The sequence below is a fragment of the Leuconostoc mesenteroides subsp. mesenteroides ATCC 8293 genome (genome assembly GCF_000014445.1).
In the GTDB taxonomy this organism is placed as follows: domain Bacteria; phylum Bacillota; class Bacilli; order Lactobacillales; family Lactobacillaceae; genus Leuconostoc; species Leuconostoc mesenteroides.
On sequence record NC_008531.1, the window covers coordinates 1,972,528 to 1,989,632 of the forward strand.

17 protein-coding genes and 1 pseudogene are annotated in these 17,105 nt (G+C 36.8%); 7 read left to right on the top strand and 11 right to left on the bottom strand.

The genetic code is table 11. From position 1 onward, the window contains the following. Positions 1 to 131 precede the first annotated feature (131 nt). On the bottom strand, positions 132 to 560 hold the full coding sequence (locus LEUM_RS09755; RefSeq protein WP_011680525.1) for a MarR family winged helix-turn-helix transcriptional regulator: 429 nt from the start codon (positions 558 to 560) through the stop codon (positions 132 to 134). 119 nt (positions 561 to 679) lie between these two features. Between LEUM_RS09755 and LEUM_RS09760 the strand changes: the two genes are divergently transcribed. Next, positions 680 to 1,168, top strand: coding sequence for a GNAT family N-acetyltransferase (locus LEUM_RS09760; protein WP_011680526.1), 489 nt, complete (start codon positions 680 to 682; stop codon positions 1,166 to 1,168). A gap of 6 nt (positions 1,169 to 1,174) precedes the next feature. Here LEUM_RS09760 and LEUM_RS09765 read toward each other — a convergent pair whose 3' ends face one another. The 3 genes from LEUM_RS09765 to LEUM_RS09775 form a co-directional block, all read right to left on the bottom strand. Continuing rightward, positions 1,175 to 2,530 (bottom strand): Na+/H+ antiporter NhaC family protein, encoded by a 1,356-nt coding sequence (locus LEUM_RS09765; RefSeq protein ID WP_011680527.1) that lies wholly within the window; start codon positions 2,528 to 2,530, stop codon positions 1,175 to 1,177. 357 nt (positions 2,531 to 2,887) lie between these two features. Continuing rightward, entirely contained in the window at positions 2,888 to 3,139 is a 252-nt protein-coding gene (locus LEUM_RS09770) for a hypothetical protein (RefSeq protein WP_011680528.1), read from the bottom strand. A 147-nt stretch (positions 3,140 to 3,286) separates the two neighbouring features. After that, positions 3,287 to 4,477: an NADH-dependent flavin oxidoreductase gene (locus tag LEUM_RS09775; RefSeq protein WP_010292669.1), complete on the bottom strand. Its 1,191-nt coding sequence runs from the start codon at positions 4,475 to 4,477 to the stop codon at positions 3,287 to 3,289. 141 nt (positions 4,478 to 4,618) lie between these two features. On the opposite strand from LEUM_RS09775, the pseudogene LEUM_RS09780 reads away from it, so the two are divergent. After that, positions 4,619 to 4,903, top strand: a pseudogene (locus LEUM_RS09780) (winged helix-turn-helix transcriptional regulator); the annotation flags it as partial. Between the two features lie 177 nt (positions 4,904 to 5,080). Here the strand turns inward: LEUM_RS09780 and LEUM_RS09785 are convergent. Continuing rightward, positions 5,081 to 6,055, bottom strand: a complete 975-nt coding sequence (locus LEUM_RS09785; protein WP_011680530.1) for an aldo/keto reductase — start codon at positions 6,053 to 6,055, stop codon at positions 5,081 to 5,083. A gap of 92 nt (positions 6,056 to 6,147) precedes the next feature. Between LEUM_RS09785 and LEUM_RS09790 the strand changes: the two genes are divergently transcribed. Then, a complete protein-coding gene (locus tag LEUM_RS09790) occupies positions 6,148 to 6,618 on the top strand; it encodes a MarR family winged helix-turn-helix transcriptional regulator (RefSeq protein WP_010285549.1) in 471 nt (156 codons plus the stop codon). Between the two features lie 10 nt (positions 6,619 to 6,628). Here LEUM_RS09790 and LEUM_RS09795 read toward each other — a convergent pair whose 3' ends face one another. Then, the gene (locus LEUM_RS09795) at positions 6,629 to 7,606 is read right to left on the bottom strand and encodes an aldo/keto reductase (RefSeq protein ID WP_011680531.1); all 978 of its coding nucleotides are present in this window, start codon (positions 7,604 to 7,606) and stop codon (positions 6,629 to 6,631) included. A gap of 543 nt (positions 7,607 to 8,149) precedes the next feature. On the opposite strand from LEUM_RS09795, the gene LEUM_RS09800 reads away from it, so the two are divergent. Next, positions 8,150 to 8,662, top strand: coding sequence for a hypothetical protein (locus LEUM_RS09800; protein WP_011680532.1), 513 nt, complete (start codon positions 8,150 to 8,152; stop codon positions 8,660 to 8,662). Position 8,663: 1 nt separating this feature from the next. On the opposite strand, the gene LEUM_RS09805 is transcribed toward LEUM_RS09800, so the two are convergent. Next, positions 8,664 to 9,896 carry an MDR family MFS transporter gene (locus LEUM_RS09805; RefSeq protein WP_011680533.1) on the bottom strand — a complete coding sequence of 411 codons (1,233 nt, stop codon included), beginning with the start codon at positions 9,894 to 9,896 and terminating at the stop codon, positions 8,664 to 8,666. A 415-nt stretch (positions 9,897 to 10,311) separates the two neighbouring features. Here LEUM_RS09805 and zwf point away from each other — a divergent pair, with 415 nt between their 5' ends. After that, complete coding sequence (zwf, locus tag LEUM_RS09810; RefSeq protein WP_002815576.1) at positions 10,312 to 11,772, top strand: glucose-6-phosphate dehydrogenase; 1,461 nt, start codon at positions 10,312 to 10,314, stop codon at positions 11,770 to 11,772. Between the two features lie 46 nt (positions 11,773 to 11,818). Here zwf and LEUM_RS09815 read toward each other — a convergent pair whose 3' ends face one another. Next, a complete protein-coding gene (locus tag LEUM_RS09815) occupies positions 11,819 to 12,718 on the bottom strand; it encodes a D-alanyl-D-alanine carboxypeptidase family protein (protein ID WP_011680535.1) in 900 nt (299 codons plus the stop codon). Between the two features lie 95 nt (positions 12,719 to 12,813). Between LEUM_RS09815 and LEUM_RS09820 the strand changes: the two genes are divergently transcribed. Continuing rightward, positions 12,814 to 13,254, top strand: coding sequence for a MarR family transcriptional regulator (locus LEUM_RS09820; RefSeq protein ID WP_010285771.1), 441 nt, complete (start codon positions 12,814 to 12,816; stop codon positions 13,252 to 13,254). Beyond that, a complete protein-coding gene (locus tag LEUM_RS09825) occupies positions 13,251 to 14,132 on the top strand; it encodes a metal ABC transporter solute-binding protein (RefSeq protein ID WP_010285772.1) in 882 nt (293 codons plus the stop codon). The genes LEUM_RS09820 and LEUM_RS09825 overlap by 4 nt, the downstream gene beginning before the upstream one ends. Positions 14,133 to 14,236: 104 nt before the next feature. On the opposite strand, the gene ubiE is transcribed toward LEUM_RS09825, so the two are convergent. From ubiE to LEUM_RS09840, 3 genes are all read right to left on the bottom strand, one after another. After that, entirely contained in the window at positions 14,237 to 14,947 is a 711-nt protein-coding gene (gene ubiE, locus LEUM_RS09830; protein WP_011680536.1) for a bifunctional demethylmenaquinone methyltransferase/2-methoxy-6-polyprenyl-1,4-benzoquinol methylase UbiE, read from the bottom strand. Further along, positions 14,944 to 16,383: an o-succinylbenzoate--CoA ligase gene (locus LEUM_RS09835; protein WP_011680537.1), complete on the bottom strand. Its 1,440-nt coding sequence runs from the start codon at positions 16,381 to 16,383 to the stop codon at positions 14,944 to 14,946. Before LEUM_RS09835 ends, ubiE begins: the two co-directional genes overlap by 4 nt. Positions 16,384 to 16,458: 75 nt before the next feature. After that, entirely contained in the window at positions 16,459 to 16,974 is a 516-nt protein-coding gene (locus tag LEUM_RS09840) for a GNAT family N-acetyltransferase (RefSeq protein ID WP_010295526.1), read from the bottom strand. Between the last annotated feature and the right edge of the window lie 131 nt (positions 16,975 to 17,105).

The following is a 17,105-nucleotide window of genomic DNA, read 5'->3' on the forward strand; positions in this document are numbered from 1 at the left end:
TAAACATTAATACTGTTTCACGTTTACTTCATTAAAAAATACGCAAAAAACCGCTAGTAAAAATTTATTAGCGGTTTTGCTACTGTTCATCTTATTTTTCTGGTAACACTCACAATCACATACAAAACAGTCTATTTATCAAGATATTGCTGTATCTTATACATATCATCTCTGATTTCTAGCACTTCATCCTTTGTTAAACCATTAAAAAGTTTCAATATTTGCGCGTCTGTTGAATCATTAACATGTTCTAACACTTTAATGCCGTCATCAGTGATACTTAGAGAGTTTTTCCTGCTATCATTTAAAGACCTTGTCTTTTCAATCAATTCATCTTTCTTTAATTTACGAAGAATTCTACTCATATAGCTTCTATCAATATTTAATTTAGCGACTAGATCATTAGCTATGTATTCACCGTTTTTTTCCCTTATCTCAAATAAGACTCGTGCCTCCGTGATAGAGTATTCTGTATTTGAAATTTTGCTGTCCAACATACCTATAACAGTTGCATAGAAGCGGTTAAACCGTCTGATATCATCAATAATTTCTTTATCCATAATCCCTCATTTAGTTGACTAAGTCCACAAATAGTGATACTATATCCTCAAATATGGACATAAGCAACAATTTCGTTGTTTAATATCTATTATATATCATTGATAGGAGCATGCTTGTTATGATTATTAGAACAATAAAAAAAGAGGATAATTTGATTGTGAAAAAAATTATCCAAGAATCTCTAGAATCTTTAAACTTTGCTATTGAAGGGACTGCATACTTTGATCCCCAATTGGGCCGCCTCAATGAATACTATGATAATTTAGATAACGCAAAATATTGGGTAGTCGAATTAGATAATAAAATAGTTGGCGGTATCGGGATTGCACCATTTGACAATGAACAAGGAATTTGTGAGCTTCAAAAGTTATATCTAATTCCTGAAGCACAAGGATTAGGAATCTCCAGAAAATTGATGGAAACCGCGTTATCCTTTGCCAGCACTCATTATAAGTCCTGTTATCTGGAAACAAATCATGATCTTAAAGTTGCTTGTATTTTATACGAAAAATTTGGCTTTAAATTATTAAATTCTCCAATTTCTGGTTCTGGGCATTTTGCAATGAATGCTTGGTATTTGAAGGATCTAGAGGTAGTAAACCAATAGCATTTTTCAATCTTTTATTTGTTTCAACCCAATACCAGTTAGCGCAGAAGCAATTGACATCACAGGCGACAACAATGCAAACAGCGTGAATGGTGCGAAAGCTAATACCGATACACCTAGTGTTTGCGCTGCAAAGGCACCAGCGACACCCCACGGTACTAAGTAATTTGTTACTGTACCACTATCTTCAATTGTTCTTCCCAACGCCAGCCCAGATAAGTTCACACGTGTAAAGCTATCTTTAAATAACTGCCCAGGTAAAATAGTCGCTAGATATTGTTCCCCAACCAAAAAGTTGGCGCCAATACCTGTTAATAGCGTTGCTAAAACTACTGATCCTTGGGATTGCAAATGTCCTACAACAGGTGCCATTACAGCTTTCAATATACCCAAACCATCTAATAGACCACCAAGCGCTAAGGCTAACATAATCATCATTACGGTATCCATCATTGAAGACATACCGCCACGATTCAGTAAAAGAATTAAGGTAGGATTGTTACTTGTCGTCTTGAAACCATGAACTAATAAGTCAGAAAAATCAGATACACTGTGTTGTGCTAAAAAAGCCACACTGGAAACCAAAATGTTAATCATTAAGGCCGCAATAGCTGGGATTTTAAACCAAGCGGTGACTACCAGCACAGAGAGTGGCACAATAGCCCACCACGTTGGTTGCAATAATGGTAATAATGAAGCAATTTTTTGTGTTGTTCCCGCACCCGAACGGTGGCCGAGACCAAGCATAATTGTCACAAGAAATGTTATCCCGAAAGCAGGTAATGTTGTCCACATTAAATTTTTGATATGCGCAAATAAATCCGTCTCTGAAATGGCACTTGCTAGGTTAGTTGAATCAGACAAGGGAGAACTTTTGTCCCCAAAAATAGCGCCAGAAAGGATAGTTCCAGCGACTAACGCTGGATTTAAGCCCATTAACGTTCCTACACCCATTAACGCCACACCCACAGTTGATAACGTTGTAAACGCACTACCAATTAACGTTCCTACTACGGCGGAAGTTAACAAAGCAGTTGGTAAAAAGAACTGGGGATTTAGCATTTTAAATCCAACCCAAACCATCGTAGGGATTACACCGGTAGCAAGCCAAAGTGCTATCAGGGCGCCTATTAGTAAAAATAAAAACAACGGTGCTATACCTGAAGTGATTCCCTTAATCAAAGCTGCTTGACTTTCTTGCCAACTCACACCTCGTAACCGAGCGACTAGGACAATCATACTAATCACTAGCAAAATCGGCACACTCGGCGATAGTCCAAAGACAATAACAGCAGTAGCTAAAATAATAATTACAACAATCAACAATGTCGTCGATAACTTGGTAGTTAGTTTGTTTTCCATGTTTATCTCCCGCGAATAAGAACTATATTTCTGCAATAAAAAACGTCCCTGCTGTTATAAAACAGAAGGGACGAATCGACATTTACAGAAATCCGTGGTACCACCCAGCTTACGCGTCAAAAACGCATCACTTTAACATTTGATAACATGGTGTTGCCACGCTTAAATATTAATAGCTGTATTTCAGATAACGACACCTGCGCAGTTTTCACCAACCACTGCTTCTCTTCACCCCGAATGTCAATCTTACTTAGTATTTATGCTATTCACAGAAATTTCATTCTACTATGAAATTCTTTTTCTGTCAACTTAATCTCATATGTTACAAAATTTTCTCAAATCCATGTACAAAAATGCTTATTTATTAATAAGTTCAAGACCATATTCTGCTAACAATTTTTTGTCAGAAACACTATTTAATGAAACTCCTTTCGCTCTAAAGGAATCTAACAAAGTGGTTGTAATTTTTTTACTGTCCAATAGATCTTCGTGTTTTGTGTTGGTAAACTTGTACAAGGCATCAGTATCAACTATTCTGAAGACATGCTCTTTGCTTTCATAAATCACCGTTATATATTGTTGTAACCATTCACTTTTATTCTTAATCATAATTGAAGCCCACCTTTCTTAACCACATTGTACACCTAGCAAAGAAACTTTATCTAGAAAAGACATGTGTCTGCTTAAATGAGTTCAATATAATTAACCAAGTTTCTTATTGTGACTAATTTAACTTTATTAGTACAGTCGAGTCTATTAGCTTAGCTTCTTTTCTAACCCTTCCATTGGTGCTAATGCGTTTTGGTAGTCGCTTTGCGTTTCGATGTCATCAGTAAAATGCATGACAGAATAAAAGGACTCTCTTAAATAAACTTGCATGACAGATGGAATAGCCAATTCTGCCATATCGGACGGACTAATCAAAGTACGAATACTTTCCAAATCGTTTCTTTCAATCTTTTGAACCCATTGCGGCTCTCTAATGAATTCTCGACCAATAGCTACTAAATCTGCACCATCAGACATGACAGCATTAACATCATCTGGTGTTTCCACTGATCCTATACCAATAAGCGGTACTATATTCTTCGTATGTTGAGAAAACTGAGAAATTAACGTTTCCTTGTTCGCCTTATTGTTTAGAGATGTCCGTTTATAACTGCCCATAGATAGATGGATATAGTCTACTTTGTGCTTAATCTGATCAACGAAGAAGAGAGAATCTTCTAATCGAATACCGGGCTCCTCAATTTCTTCTGGGGAGATTCGATAACCGACTATGAATGGTTTTTTTGAATATTTTTTTACCGTTTTATTAACAGTTTCAATCACAGCTAATGGGAACTTTAGGCGCTTTCCTCTAGAACCACCCCACTCATCACTTCTTTGATTGGAATTTTCAGAATAAAATTGTTGCAACAAATAAGTGTTGGCGCCGTGTAGCTCGACGCCATCAAAACCTGCTTCAATCGCTCGCCTAGTTGCTTCGCCAAATTCAGTAATAATTTGGTGAACTTCTGAATCGTTTAATGCCCGTGGAGTCTCAGAATCAGCTGGATAACTAGCAGCAATCGCACTAGCACTAACAGGGCGTTCCCCACGAAGGATAGCACTATTGGCTTTTCGACCTGCATGAAATATTTGCAAAATTGCTTTGGTACCGTCTTTATGAATAACCTTAGCTAATTTAATTAATCCTGGTAGCATTGCGTCATGAGCAACTGATAATTCGCCTTCAAACCCTTTACCATTATCACTAACATTAGCAACACCAGTGATGATAATCCCCGGGCCGCCAGCACGAGCTGCATAATAATTAAGTTCATCGGTGGTTATCATGCCATTATAAAAACTAGTCATTGTTGTCATAGGTGACATCACAATATGATTTTTAATTACTAAGCCGTTATCAAATTTAAAACGAGACAAAAACTTTCGTTTTTCCATTGTATTATCCTTTCGGTCAATTGTTTCTTATTCCTGTACATGTAGTATACTGTTTACAGATATTGAAACAAGTACGCACTAATATGTACCATAGGAACTAAAAGGTACTCGTAGAATATATAAGGAGTCACGTAATTACTGATGGAAAAAATATATCATATCGGTGTAGAAGCAACTTTAGACGTGATTGGTGGCAAATGGAAACCAATCATATTATGTCATCTAGGCAATGGCCCTATTCGTACTGGCGAGCTCCGCCGTCGAATACCTAATATCGCCCAAAAAACGTTGACACAACAGCTACGCGAATTAGAAGAAGATGAAATTATTATACGCAAAGTCTATAATCAAGTGCCACCAAAAGTAGAATATTACCTATCTGAGGAAGGTAAGACTTTGCGAGAAGTATTAATAGCAATGGCTATTTGAAATTCGATGATTAATATTAAACCTTTCTCGCTAATTATCTGGCATGTGATTAAAACTATTATCATCAAATTCATTTATATAGTCAATATTTTATGCTCCACTTATTTTACATTTACCAATACCATTGTCAGTGGCCATTTTGATTCAAAAAGTTAATATAACAAATTTAAAGCATTATAAACCTGCTGAAATACGGTTCAACCGTTCAATGTCGCTGTTAGACAAATCGAAATTCAAAGCCTCTACGTTATCTTGCGCCTGTTGTATTTTAGATGCTCCTGGGATCGCTAAAACTGTATCCCCTTGAGCATTAATTAACCAGTTTAAAGAAATCTGAGAAATTGTCATACCATAGTTTAGTGATAACCTCTTTAGTTCTTGATAAAGTGGTTCAGTCCTTTGCAAGGTTTTGGTAGTCAGATTCGACTGTAGCTTTCTAAAACGACTCACCTTTGATAAAGATTCAGGTTGTTCATGAAATCGCCCTGTTAATAATCCTTGTTGCAAAGGCGAGTAAGCAATTATTGTTATCCCTAATTCTTTAGCAGCCTCTAGTGTGCCATTTTTCTCAGGACTACGGTGTAGTAAATTATATTTAACTTGATTGGAAGCAAGTGTCATCCCATACTCTTGCAGTAAATGATGGGCTTTGACCATTTGTTTAGCAGAAAAGTTGCTCACCCCAATCTGTTTCACTTTGTGTTGTTCTGCAAGCGACACCATGGCTTCAATCTGCTTTCTTAAAGATGACCGAGATGTCGGTTGATGAATTTGATATAAATCAATGGTCAGTATTTGTAGGTATTCTAAACGGTCATCAATCGTTTTAGTAATTGATGACGCCGAACGAGCCAAAGGAAACCATTTACTCGCGATGAAAGGATTGGTTGCTAAGGCTTCTTCTCTTTGCAAGCGCTGCGTTACTTCCCCAATAAATGTTTCAGAGGTTCCATTGCCATAAATTTCAGCTGTGTCTATCCAATTCATCCCATTCTGTAAGGAATGCTTGATAATTTCATAAACTGTCTCCGTCTCGGTATTTCCCCACATTGAGGTTCCGCTGCTATTTTTTGTGCTATATTGCCAGGTACCTAGTCCCAGTGGAGATAAATACAGGTCAGTCTGTCCTAATTGTCTACTTTTATTCATGGTTATTTTATTTCCTTTTTTATTTTCAATCGTACGATGTTTGTGTAGTATGCTATTATAGATAAAAATACTTTTACTATAGGATGAAGAAAATGAATGATGCTGATTTATTAAGATATCTTATCAACGCTGTCCAAAAAGAAGGACAGAAAAAATATGCTGAGTTCTTAGCTCCTCTTGGTATAACACCTAATCAAAGTGAGGTGTTACAAGTTTTGTCAAAAAAAGAACCTCTATCATTAAAAGAATTAGGTAATCTACTAATTTGTGAAAGTAAGAGTCCTAGTCGATTAGTGCAACGATTGGTGCAAAATGGTTTCATCTATAAAAGTAAAGCCATTGATGATAATCGAAAATCAGTCCTACATTTGACCTCTAAGGGCCGTGAGTTAATACCTAGTATCAAGGAGAAAGAAAACCTATTTAATGCATATAATCTCTCCTCTCTATCTGACACGATTGATATTAAAACCTTTATTTCTGTTTTGAGATACCAAATAACTGGTACAGAGAGTGAACAAAAAATTGAAAAAAGAATGAAAATAGATTCATCATTAACTTGATGAATCTATTTTACTTTTCCAATTCGTCCATTAACATACTAGGATAACGACTGCCATGTGTATTAGATTCATCAAATATTTTATCTAAAATATGAATTATTTTATCATCAAGATCAATATGACTTGATGCAATATTTTCGTTAATGTGCTGAATTGACTTACTTCCTGGGATAGCTATTAAGTTACTGTTTTTTTGCAATAACCATGCCAAGGCTAGTTGTGAAGATGTCATTCCTAACTTTTGTGATAAATTACGAATTACTTTAAATACTTCCTGATTAGCAGTGAGATTGTCACCCTGAAACCTAGGCAAATATTGGCGTACGTCTTCTTTCGACGCATCCAAACTAAAGTCATCTGCAAAAAATCCTCTGCCCAATGGACTGTATGCTACAAATCCAATTTCATTTGCTTGTAAATAAGGCATTATTTCTTTCTCAACACCACGACTCCACAATGAATATTCGCTTTGAACCGCCGTTATAGGATGTGTTTGATGAGCTCTTTTAATCGTTGACAAAGAGGCTTCTGATATCCCAATGTATTTAACTTTACCCTCTTCAACTAGTCGAGACATTTCACCAATGCTTTCTTCAATTGGTACATCTGGGTCTACTCGATGCAGGTAGTACAAATCAATATACTCTCTATCTAAACGAATCAAAGACTTTTCAACTTCAGATCTAATATAATCAGGACGACCGTTGATTCTCTTTTGGTTCAATTGCATTTCTTGAATGCCCACTTTTGTGGCCACTGTTACTTGCTTGTCCACGCCTTTAAGTGCTTTTCCTAATAATTTTTCATTATGTCCGTTACCATAAACATTTGCAGTATCAAACAATGAAACGCCATTAACGACCGCCTGCCTAATTGACGCAATTGATTCCTTGTCATCAGCGCGACCGTACGTGCTACTCATACCCATGCACCCCAACCCGACTGATGAAACTTTTAACCCTTGCGACCCTAAATTTCTTTGTAGCATTTTCTTTTCCTTTTTTTGTAATAATTTGATAAATACATGATACATCATCTATTGTTTATAAACAACATATAATTAATAAAATTTATAGTTTTATATAAATAAAATGACTAGTCATTTTTAACTATAAAAAATGTCGACTATATTCATAATATATAAAAAGAGTGCAAAGTACCTGCACTCATAAAAACAGTTTATTAGACACCTATCTACCAACCACAACAAAAAACAGCCTGCTCTCAGGTGACAAACATAAGACCCATACATCTTATGCGTCACCATCGACCCTAATTACCAGCCACATGTACGTTTTCACACGTCCATCACTTTCCAACTAGAGTACTGAGCAAACTGTCCTGGATTAAAGAAAATCCGCTTAAGCTATCATTCGTATAGCTTACACAACTTGAATTGTTTTAGGACTCTCTCCTAATCTATACTTAAATTGTAACATGGTTCTTGTTTTTTTGCAAGCGCTTACACCGAAAATATTTGTCTGTTCGGTATAATTAAAAAGAGCAACATTTTTATAAAGGAGAAAAAGTAATGAAAAAAATAGATGCCTTTCTGATCATCGCAAAGGAATTGAATAAGGTAGCAATTACTCCTGTCCTGATGGGTTCTGTTGGTCTAGAATATTTAACAAAAATAGATTGGCAGGCTAATGATATAGACATTCATGTACCCGGAAATCCTAACGGTTGGGATGCACCAGACCGTCTAAGAATCTACCAATGGGACTTGATTCTAAACATCATGCTTGGTTTGGGTTTTCAACTAACGAATTTGCATGAACATGAATTCCAAAAAGGGGATTTATCAGTGACATTTGGTAGTATAGATTGTTTACCACAATTCGCAAATGTTGATTTACAGGATTTAGTTGAAAATAACCTCGGCAGTATTAAATTTCTGACGCCCACTTTACAACAATTTATGAATATTTATACAGCATCTTCAATGGACAGTTACCGCCAACAACAGGGCAACCAAAAAGATTTATCCAAAATTGTCTTTCTTAAGAAACAACTTTCACTGAAAAAGGAGAATAACAAATAGTTTATTTGTTATTCTCCACTGTTTTTTTAGTTCGTTTCGCCATTGTGATCGCTAACAAAGCTGTGATAATTAACATGATTATAAATACTGATAAAAAAAGAATTTTCATCCAACCTCGATCCATCATCATACCCGAATAAATGGGACCAATGACTCGACCTGAGCTGATCATCATTGAAACAAAACCTTGTGCCTGTCCAGCTACTTCTTTGGGGGTAATTTGCGCAACCCATGCTGGAACCTGCGGACTTTGTAACATTTCTCCAATCGTTAGTAATTCAAACACTAGCACAATTTGCCAAAACTCTTTTACAAATATTAAAAAGAAAAAGCTAGAAGCAAAAATAATACTACCTAAAATAACTGAAACTTGATATGGTCGCTGATTTGCCCAATTAGAAACAAACTTCTGAAGCAAAATAATAGTTACGCCGTTAATCATCCATAAGTCTGCATAATTACGCGTTGGCATACCTAAACTTTTCATGTGCGGTGCCATCACGGTTTCCCACAGCATGTAGGATAAATACGTAATGAACAGCAATGCCCCAATGGCAACTAAAACTGGCGTCAAGCGAAAACGTTGATTTGGTGCACCGACACTGCTTACTTTTTCTGTTCCTTCAGGCGTCGTAACGCCTGTTGCTTCAGTATTCGTGCGAACTACCGGAACATTAAATTTGGTTGCAATAATTAACATTAATGTAAAATATAATGCTGCCGAAATCATCATCAACAGGTTAAAACCGTAATCAAATAAATATCCTACTGCTAAGGTTCCCAAAACCACCCCAATATTCAACACAATGTACATATTATTGAATACGATGCGCGTTTTTTCACCAGGAATTGTTGTGGCAAAAGAGTTAACTAACGTTTGTTCCGCGCCCATACCAAAATTAGCTAGCCAAATAAAAAAGGCAAATACGGGCCACCCATTCCAAATAATTAGACTGGAAACAGCAATTAAGATGATAAAACTCGTAATTACCATCGCTTCATATGGCCGCCAATTATCAAATAGTTTGCCACCAACAAATGAGCCAACCATACTAATAAGTGATCCCACCATTAAAACTAGTCCCGCCATCGTAAAACTTTGGTGCAAAACACCGGTCATATAAAGTGTCGTGACTGGCCAAATCATTGAATTTCCAGTGTTGGATAATAAAGTACCAAAAAGTAGCCACTTTTCATCAAGTGGCCGCGGCTTATCAGTTAAGTCAATTTGCATAAATCCTCCGAATAATAGAATAATTGTAACACGAAACCTATTCATATAACGGAAAATTAAGTGCTTAATTTATCATCATTTGCGCATATCCCGTTTGTTTTTTATTAATCGAAGGATGACATATATAATACCCATTAAAATTAGACCCTCGAACGCCACACCAATACCTAAAGTGAAAGTTAGAATTAAAAATAAAATAATAATCAAGTAAAACATTTAGCACCATCCCGTTGTAAAATTATATTGTGAATATATAGTTTATTTAACATACTTAAACCATATTTTTAGTATAAACTAGTCATTTAATCAATTTTTGACTTGTTCAACGCTTAATATGTTTGTGAATCCCGTACTTTTCCAGACCTTTTTGCGTTATAATGGAGAGTGAATTTAATTATAATATAAGGGGAACATCATGGTTTCAGAAATCAAAACGTTGGTAACTTTCTTTGGCGGAACTGGTGATTTAGCAAAGCGTAAGCTTTACCCATCAGTTTTCAACCTCTACAAAAAAGGATACTTACAAGAACACTTTGCCATTGTTGGGACAGCACGTCAACAATTAAGTGATGACGAGTTTAAGCAATTGGTTCGTGATTCAATTAAAGACTTTACTGAAGATCAAGCACAAGCTGAAGCGTTTATTGCGCATTTTTCTTACCGTGCGCACGATGTCACAGATGCCGCTTCTTATGGTATCTTGAAGTCAGCGATCGAAGAAGCAGCAACCAAATTTGACATTGATGGCAATCGTATTTTCTATATGTCAGTTGCCCCTCGTTTCTTCGGTACAATCGCTAAATATTTGAAATCAGAAGGTTTGCTAGCTGAGACTGGCTACAATCGTTTGATGATTGAAAAGCCTTTTGGTACATCATACGCCACCGCAGAAGAATTGCAAAGTGATTTGGAAAATGCATTTGATGATGACCAACTGTTCCGTATTGACCACTATCTTGGAAAAGAAATGGTACAAAATATTGCAGCATTACGTTTTGGTAACCCAATCTTTGATGCCGCTTGGAATAAGGACTATATCAAAAACGTACAAGTAACTTTGGCTGAAGTTCTAGGTGTTGAAGAGCGTGCTGGTTACTACGATACCACTGGCGCCCTTTTGGATATGATTCAAAACCACACAATGCAAATTGTTGGTTGGTTAGCAATGGAAAAACCTGAATCATTCAATGATAAGGATATCCGTGCAGCTAAAAACGCCGCCTTCAATGCATTAAAGATTTATAACGAAGAAGAAGTGAATAAGTACTTCGTTCGTGCACAATATGGTGCTGGTGATACAGCTGATTACAAGCCATATTTGGAAGAAGCAGATGTCCCTGCTGACTCAAAGAACAACACATTCATTGCTGGTGAATTGCAGTTCGATTTGCCACGTTGGGAAGGTGTTCCTTTCTATGTTCGTTCAGGTAAGCGTTTGGCTGCCAAGCAAACACGTGTTGATATTGTATTTAAGGCTGGCACATTCAACTTTGGTTCAGAACAAGAAGCACAAGAATCAGTACTCTCAATCATCATTGATCCAAAGGGTGCTATTGAATTGAAGCTTAACGCTAAGTCAGTTGAAGATGCCTTCAACACCCGCACAATCAACTTGGATTGGGCAGTATCTGATGAAGACAAGAAGAACACACCAGAACCATACGAACGTATGATTCACGATACAATGAATGGTGACGGATCAAACTTTGCTGATTGGAACGGTGTATCAATTGCTTGGAAGTTTGTTGACGCAATTACTGCCGTTTACGATGCAGATAAAGCACCATTGGAGACATATAAGTCAGGTTCAATGGGTCCTGAAGCATCAGACAAGCTATTAGCTGAAAATGGCGATGCTTGGGTATTTAAAGGATAAGCACATTTAAAAAGACCATCAAACAAATCTTTGTTTGACGGTCTTTTTATATTGTCTGATTTAAGATGCGTTTGGTTTCACGGAAAACGGCTGACAAATTGGTGTATTGATCAGCATGCAATACAACCGTGATATAATGCTTCCCTTTATATGTAAATAATCCCACATAAGAAACGCCTGATTTAACAGAGATACCAAGTTTAGCACCGGTGACCGTATATTTCGTATTTTTAAAATAATTTTTCATTAAAACATAATTACTATCTTGTGTAATGCCATCAAATTGATTTTGTGATTGATGAACAATTCTCTTTATTCGTGGTGTTTTTTCTAAAATATTATCAGTCATAAGCGCAACATCAACAGCAGACATCTTATTTTCTGCATTATCAGGCGCCTTAACGCCATCATCCATTGCTTCATCATTACGGATTCCTGCTGCATTATACCATTGCGCTGATGCAAGTCCCCAAGACTGACTAGTCTTAGTCATTAATTTAACAAACTTTGTTTGTGAACCACTAACCTGATCACCTAAGGCAATAGCCGCGTCATTAGCTGATAACTGTAAGGCAGCACGCAATAATTCATCTGCTGAATAGGATTGATTACTATCCAAATTCACACTTGCCAGATTAGATTCTTCTCCGATTTTCATCGTGTTTGACGACGGCTGCACTTGCGTGCCTAAAGGTAACTTTTTTAGTACCAAATAGCCCGTCATTAATTTACTAATTGACGCAATCGCTAAAGATTTATGAGCGTTTTTTTCGGACAAAATTTTATCTGTATCCGCATTCATCACCACCGCTGCTTTCGCCGTTGTTGTGATTTTTTTAATTGATTTCTTTTTTTCACTTGCTTGGATTTGTTGTTGCCCATTCACAGGAAATGCTGTACTCAATGTCACAATACAAAATGCTGCCAGTAGTCCGCTTTTCTTCATGACTATAATTGTACTCAAAAATAACCTATTGACAATAGCTTCGCTTACATTATATAATTAACTGGTTAATTAACCAGTAAACTAAAGAGGTGTTTATGGAAAAAACAGATAAGATTATTCAAGAGCTTAACTCTTTTGTTCAAGAATACGCTACTAATTCTGAACTCGTAGCGGCAACTGCTAGACAAAAGATCAATTCAACACAAGCCCACTTACTGATGTTGCTTAAAATTCTGCAATCGCAGACTAACACAGAATTAGCTGCTGCAATGAATCTATCAAAGCCTGCTATCACCAAAGCTATTAAAAACCTGATGCGCTATCATTATGTCATAGCGGTGGTAGATGATTCTGATAAACGGAGCACTCACTATTTACTGACTGAAGATGGCGAAAAATTGGCACAACTCCACGAGCAGGCCCACGCCACGATGCACGATGATATTCATACCATCATGGCTGATTTCACACAGGAACAACAACAAACCATCACCCAGTTTTTAACAAAACTCAATAAAATAGGAAATAACTCATGAAAAAAATAATTATAGCACTCTCTGCCATTGTCGTCATCGTCATTGGTGTTGCCTTATTCAGAGGTAACTCCTCGTCGTCATCCAATCAAAAAATAACTATTGTTGCTTCAACAGACTTCTACGCCGAAATCGCCAAAACAGTAGTTGGTGAACACGGTACAGCAACTGCTATTATCAAGGACGCGAATGTTTCTCCCGAAGATTATGAGCCAACAACCACGGTTGCTAAAAAGGTTAGTGGTGCTGATATCGTTCTTGCTAATGGTCTAGGATATGACGCATGGCTAAATAAGCTTGCCAAAACTTCTAAAAATACAAAACTTATTCGCGTCGGCGAAGATGTTTTAAATAAAAAAACAGGCGTCAACCCGCACTTGTGGAATGATCCTGAAACGATGAGTAAAACAGCAAATTACCTAGCAACTGAGCTTGGTAAGAAAGACCCTAAAAACCGCGATTATTACAAAAAGAACGCCAAAAAGTACGTCGCTAGCCTGAAACCTGTGAATGATTTAATCACAAAAATATCCAAAAAGGCTGATGGCCAAACCGTTGCCCAAACTGAACCTGTTTTTGAGTATATGCTAGATGCCTTAGGATACAAAATAATGGATACAGATTTCTCTGAAGCAATTGAGGAAGGTAATGATCCTTCACCCGCAACATTAGCTGCACTTAAATCAGCAATTACAAACCATAAAATTGCCTTCTTCGTTAATAATACTCAGACATCAAGTTCAACTGTCTCTAACTTAATCGATTTAGCAAAGAAAAATGACATCCCCGTTGTTAATGTAACTGAAACCATTCCAAACGGTGAAAACTATGTTAGTTGGAAGCTAAAAGAACTGAAAGCAATCGAAAAAGTTACGCAATAAAAACCTCTCTGAAAAAAATTAAAAAGATCAGTTATCCAAATCATAAAGATAGCTGATCTTTTTAGCATTAATTTGCCTACCAATGAAATACTTTATATCTAACCCTATTTTGTCGCATAGTGTGCCGCCGCGGCACCCAAATTAAAACGAGAAATTCTAACTTTTTTGAAGCCCGACTTTAGCAGCAATTGCCCAAGCGTCATATAGTCCATAAAATGTTCTGTTGTTTCATCAAGATATTTGTATTCCTGATATTTTCCTTTAGCAAAAACACGCCCAAATAATGGCATGACATGACCGAAATATAACTGCCAAAATGGTTTAACAAGAGGGCTATCGGGTTGCGATGTTTCTAAAATGACAAGCTGTCCGCCTGGCTTTAAAATACGATACATTTCTTTGATTCCTTGTTTTGGATCAGGTAAATTACGTAATCCAAAACCAATGGTCACAATATCAAAGCTGTTATCAGGAAATTCTAAATCCATCACATCTCCTTGCTCAAGTGTGATTTTTTCCGAATAGTCACTTATATCAACCTTTGTTTGCCCGACCACAAGCATGGATTCACTGAAGTCTAAGCCAATGATCTCAGAATCAGAGTCACTGTTTTCTGCCAATGCAATTGCCCAATCAGCAGTGCCGGTAGCTAAATCAATGATTTGCGCTTTTCTTGGAAAGACCATTTTATCCATAACTTTTTGGCGCCATTTTTTGTGTGCCCCTAGACTGATAATGTTATTCATCTTGTCATATTCTGGTGCAATTGTATTGAATAAAGATTTCACATCTGTATTTTTTGGAGATAATGTCATATCAATTCCTTTAATCTTTCAAGTTCAGCTAGGAAAGGTTTACGTTGTGTTTTTCCACTAGCAGTAGTGTGCCAGCTTTGAGCCAGATAAAATCGTTTTGGTATTTTATAATGCGCAATACGCTCTCGACCGAATTGAATTAAAGCATCTTTTTTCAATTCTTCACCCAAAACGATAGCTATTGGCACTGAACCCCACTTTTGATCCGACACCCCGACGACGACTATTTTATTTAATCCTGGGTATTCTGCGTAAATATCTTCAACTTCATTGGGAAAAATATTCTCACCACCTGAATTTATCATATCACCTTCACGCCCTTGGACAAACAAATATCCTTCAGCATCCAAATAACCATAATCTTCAGTATTAAACCAACCATCTATCATATGTTCAGCTAGTTTATCTGGTTGATTGAGATATCCTGTCGTTAGCGTTGGTGATTGAATCCAAATATTCCCTTGCTGGGACACTTTTCCAGCATGATCAGCAATTTTTAAACGAACTGGAAATAATGGTTTCCCCACAGAACCCACTTTTTGAACCGCATCTTTTGCATCAAGCGCCACAATTTGCGAGGCAGTCTCTGTCATGCCATACGATTGAATGACAGGAATTTGGTGAAGCTGTGCCTGTTTCAATGTTACAAGGTCTGTTGGTCCACCGCCAAGAAGCATTGACCGAAAATGATTATTATAATGAGCACCTTTTGGTAGGTCAGCAACTAACTGTTTTAACATCACTGGAACGACTGATATAGCAGTAATCGATTGTTCAATCAACAGTTCATTAATCTGATGGGCATCAAATTTAGATTGTAAGACCACGCGCATACCATAAATTAATCCACGCATAATGATCGAAAATCCACTAATGTGGAAGATAGGTACAACAGCTAACCAACTATCATCAGATGTTAATCCTAAATTCAAAGCACTCCCCATCGCAGAATAGAAATGGTTTTGATATGTTTGCATAACACCCTTGGCTTTACTCGTTGTACCCGAAGTATACATGATACTTGTCACAAAGTCTTCAGGAAAAGTTTCAATTGGTGTTATCTTTTGCTGTGTGGACAAATCACTGAACTTAATTTGCTTATCAATACTTAGCTCGCTCATGTAATCATCATCTGTTAAAACAGTTGTCACACCCGCATCTGCAAGCTGATAATTAATTTCTGCTACTGATAAACGCCAGTTTATAAAAACGATGGTCTTGCCAAGTTGCTGCAAAGCCATAATCACCAAGTATCCCGTGAGCGTATTATTCATTATCAATGCCACGCGAGAATTATCTTGGGTAACTTTCGCAATTTTTTTGGCCATATTGTGTGCTTGGTCAGCCACTTCTTGAAATGTTAATTGTTTATTTTTATACTGTACGGCGATCCGATTCGGCGTAAGCCGTGCACGTTTTGTAAGCCAGTTTTCCATTTTTATATCATACCGCAGAATTTCTTTGAAAACAAAAATGTTGCTGTGTCACAAATATTGGTTTTATGGCTAAAATTACTCAACCTGAGCTTCAATTCCTAATTCTGAGACTGCGTTGAGATAGTCATCGTCAGAGATTTCATCTGTCGTACGCAATAGATGGAAAGTCCCGCCCATATTTTTAGTCACGAGATGCGCATCGTTAACCCCATTGCGCTTATAAAAATCATATCGTTTCACACGTTGCATTTCATTATCTGCCTGTTGGCCTGTGATTTCTGATTCTAATATTACCCCATTTGGGTACTGCTCTTTTAATGCAGCAATTGTTTTACTCCCAATCCCTCTTCCACGAATATTCGCATCAACGGCAAAATAGAGCACAAATACTTTTTGTGCTGATATTTCAACCAATAACAAAATACCAACTGGTTGTTCATCAACAACTAAAGCCATCTTAACGGGTTCTTTTGTCTTAGCCAGCTGAGCTAACTGCATAAAATCAAGGCGTTCATATTCTGGAAATGATTGCATATAAATGTCTTGCCAATAAGCTTTATCCTCTTCGGTTACGTTAACAATTTTTATCATTAGAATGATCTCCATGTACATAGTAGCGATTGTTCTCATTTTATCATAATTCAAAGAAAGATAGGTCTACGCTATTTAAAATAAAAAACGCACCAAGCGTATCAACTTAAAGTAACACTTTTTTGATCTGC

Bases quoted from the DNA above. Each gene is read 5' to 3' on its own strand.
- LEUM_RS09755 (WP_011680525.1), bottom strand. From the start codon at position 560: ATGGATAAAGAAATTATTGATGATATCAGACGGTTTAACCGCTTCTAT.
- LEUM_RS09760 (WP_011680526.1), top strand. From the start codon at position 680: ATGATTATTAGAACAATAAAAAAAGAGGATAATTTGATTGTGAAAAAA.
- LEUM_RS09765 (WP_011680527.1), bottom strand. From the start codon at position 2,530: ATGGAAAACAAACTAACTACCAAGTTATCGACGACATTGTTGATTGTT.
- LEUM_RS09770 (WP_011680528.1), bottom strand. From the start codon at position 3,139: ATGATTAAGAATAAAAGTGAATGGTTACAACAATATATAACGGTGATT.
- LEUM_RS09775 (WP_010292669.1), bottom strand. From the start codon at position 4,477: ATGGAAAAACGAAAGTTTTTGTCTCGTTTTAAATTTGATAACGGCTTA.
- LEUM_RS09785 (WP_011680530.1), bottom strand. From the start codon at position 6,055: ATGAATAAAAGTAGACAATTAGGACAGACTGACCTGTATTTATCTCCA.
- LEUM_RS09790 (WP_010285549.1), top strand. From the start codon at position 6,148: ATGAATGATGCTGATTTATTAAGATATCTTATCAACGCTGTCCAAAAA.
- LEUM_RS09795 (WP_011680531.1), bottom strand. From the start codon at position 7,606: ATGCTACAAAGAAATTTAGGGTCGCAAGGGTTAAAAGTTTCATCAGTC.
- LEUM_RS09800 (WP_011680532.1), top strand. From the start codon at position 8,150: ATGAAAAAAATAGATGCCTTTCTGATCATCGCAAAGGAATTGAATAAG.
- LEUM_RS09805 (WP_011680533.1), bottom strand. From the start codon at position 9,896: ATGCAAATTGACTTAACTGATAAGCCGCGGCCACTTGATGAAAAGTGG.
- zwf (WP_002815576.1), top strand. From the start codon at position 10,312: ATGGTTTCAGAAATCAAAACGTTGGTAACTTTCTTTGGCGGAACTGGT.
- LEUM_RS09815 (WP_011680535.1), bottom strand. From the start codon at position 12,718: ATGAAGAAAAGCGGACTACTGGCAGCATTTTGTATTGTGACATTGAGT.
- LEUM_RS09820 (WP_010285771.1), top strand. From the start codon at position 12,814: ATGGAAAAAACAGATAAGATTATTCAAGAGCTTAACTCTTTTGTTCAA.
- LEUM_RS09825 (WP_010285772.1), top strand. From the start codon at position 13,251: ATGAAAAAAATAATTATAGCACTCTCTGCCATTGTCGTCATCGTCATT.
- ubiE (WP_011680536.1), bottom strand. From the start codon at position 14,947: ATGACATTATCTCCAAAAAATACAGATGTGAAATCTTTATTCAATACA.
- LEUM_RS09835 (WP_011680537.1), bottom strand. From the start codon at position 16,383: ATGGAAAACTGGCTTACAAAACGTGCACGGCTTACGCCGAATCGGATC.
- LEUM_RS09840 (WP_010295526.1), bottom strand. From the start codon at position 16,974: ATGATAAAAATTGTTAACGTAACCGAAGAGGATAAAGCTTATTGGCAA.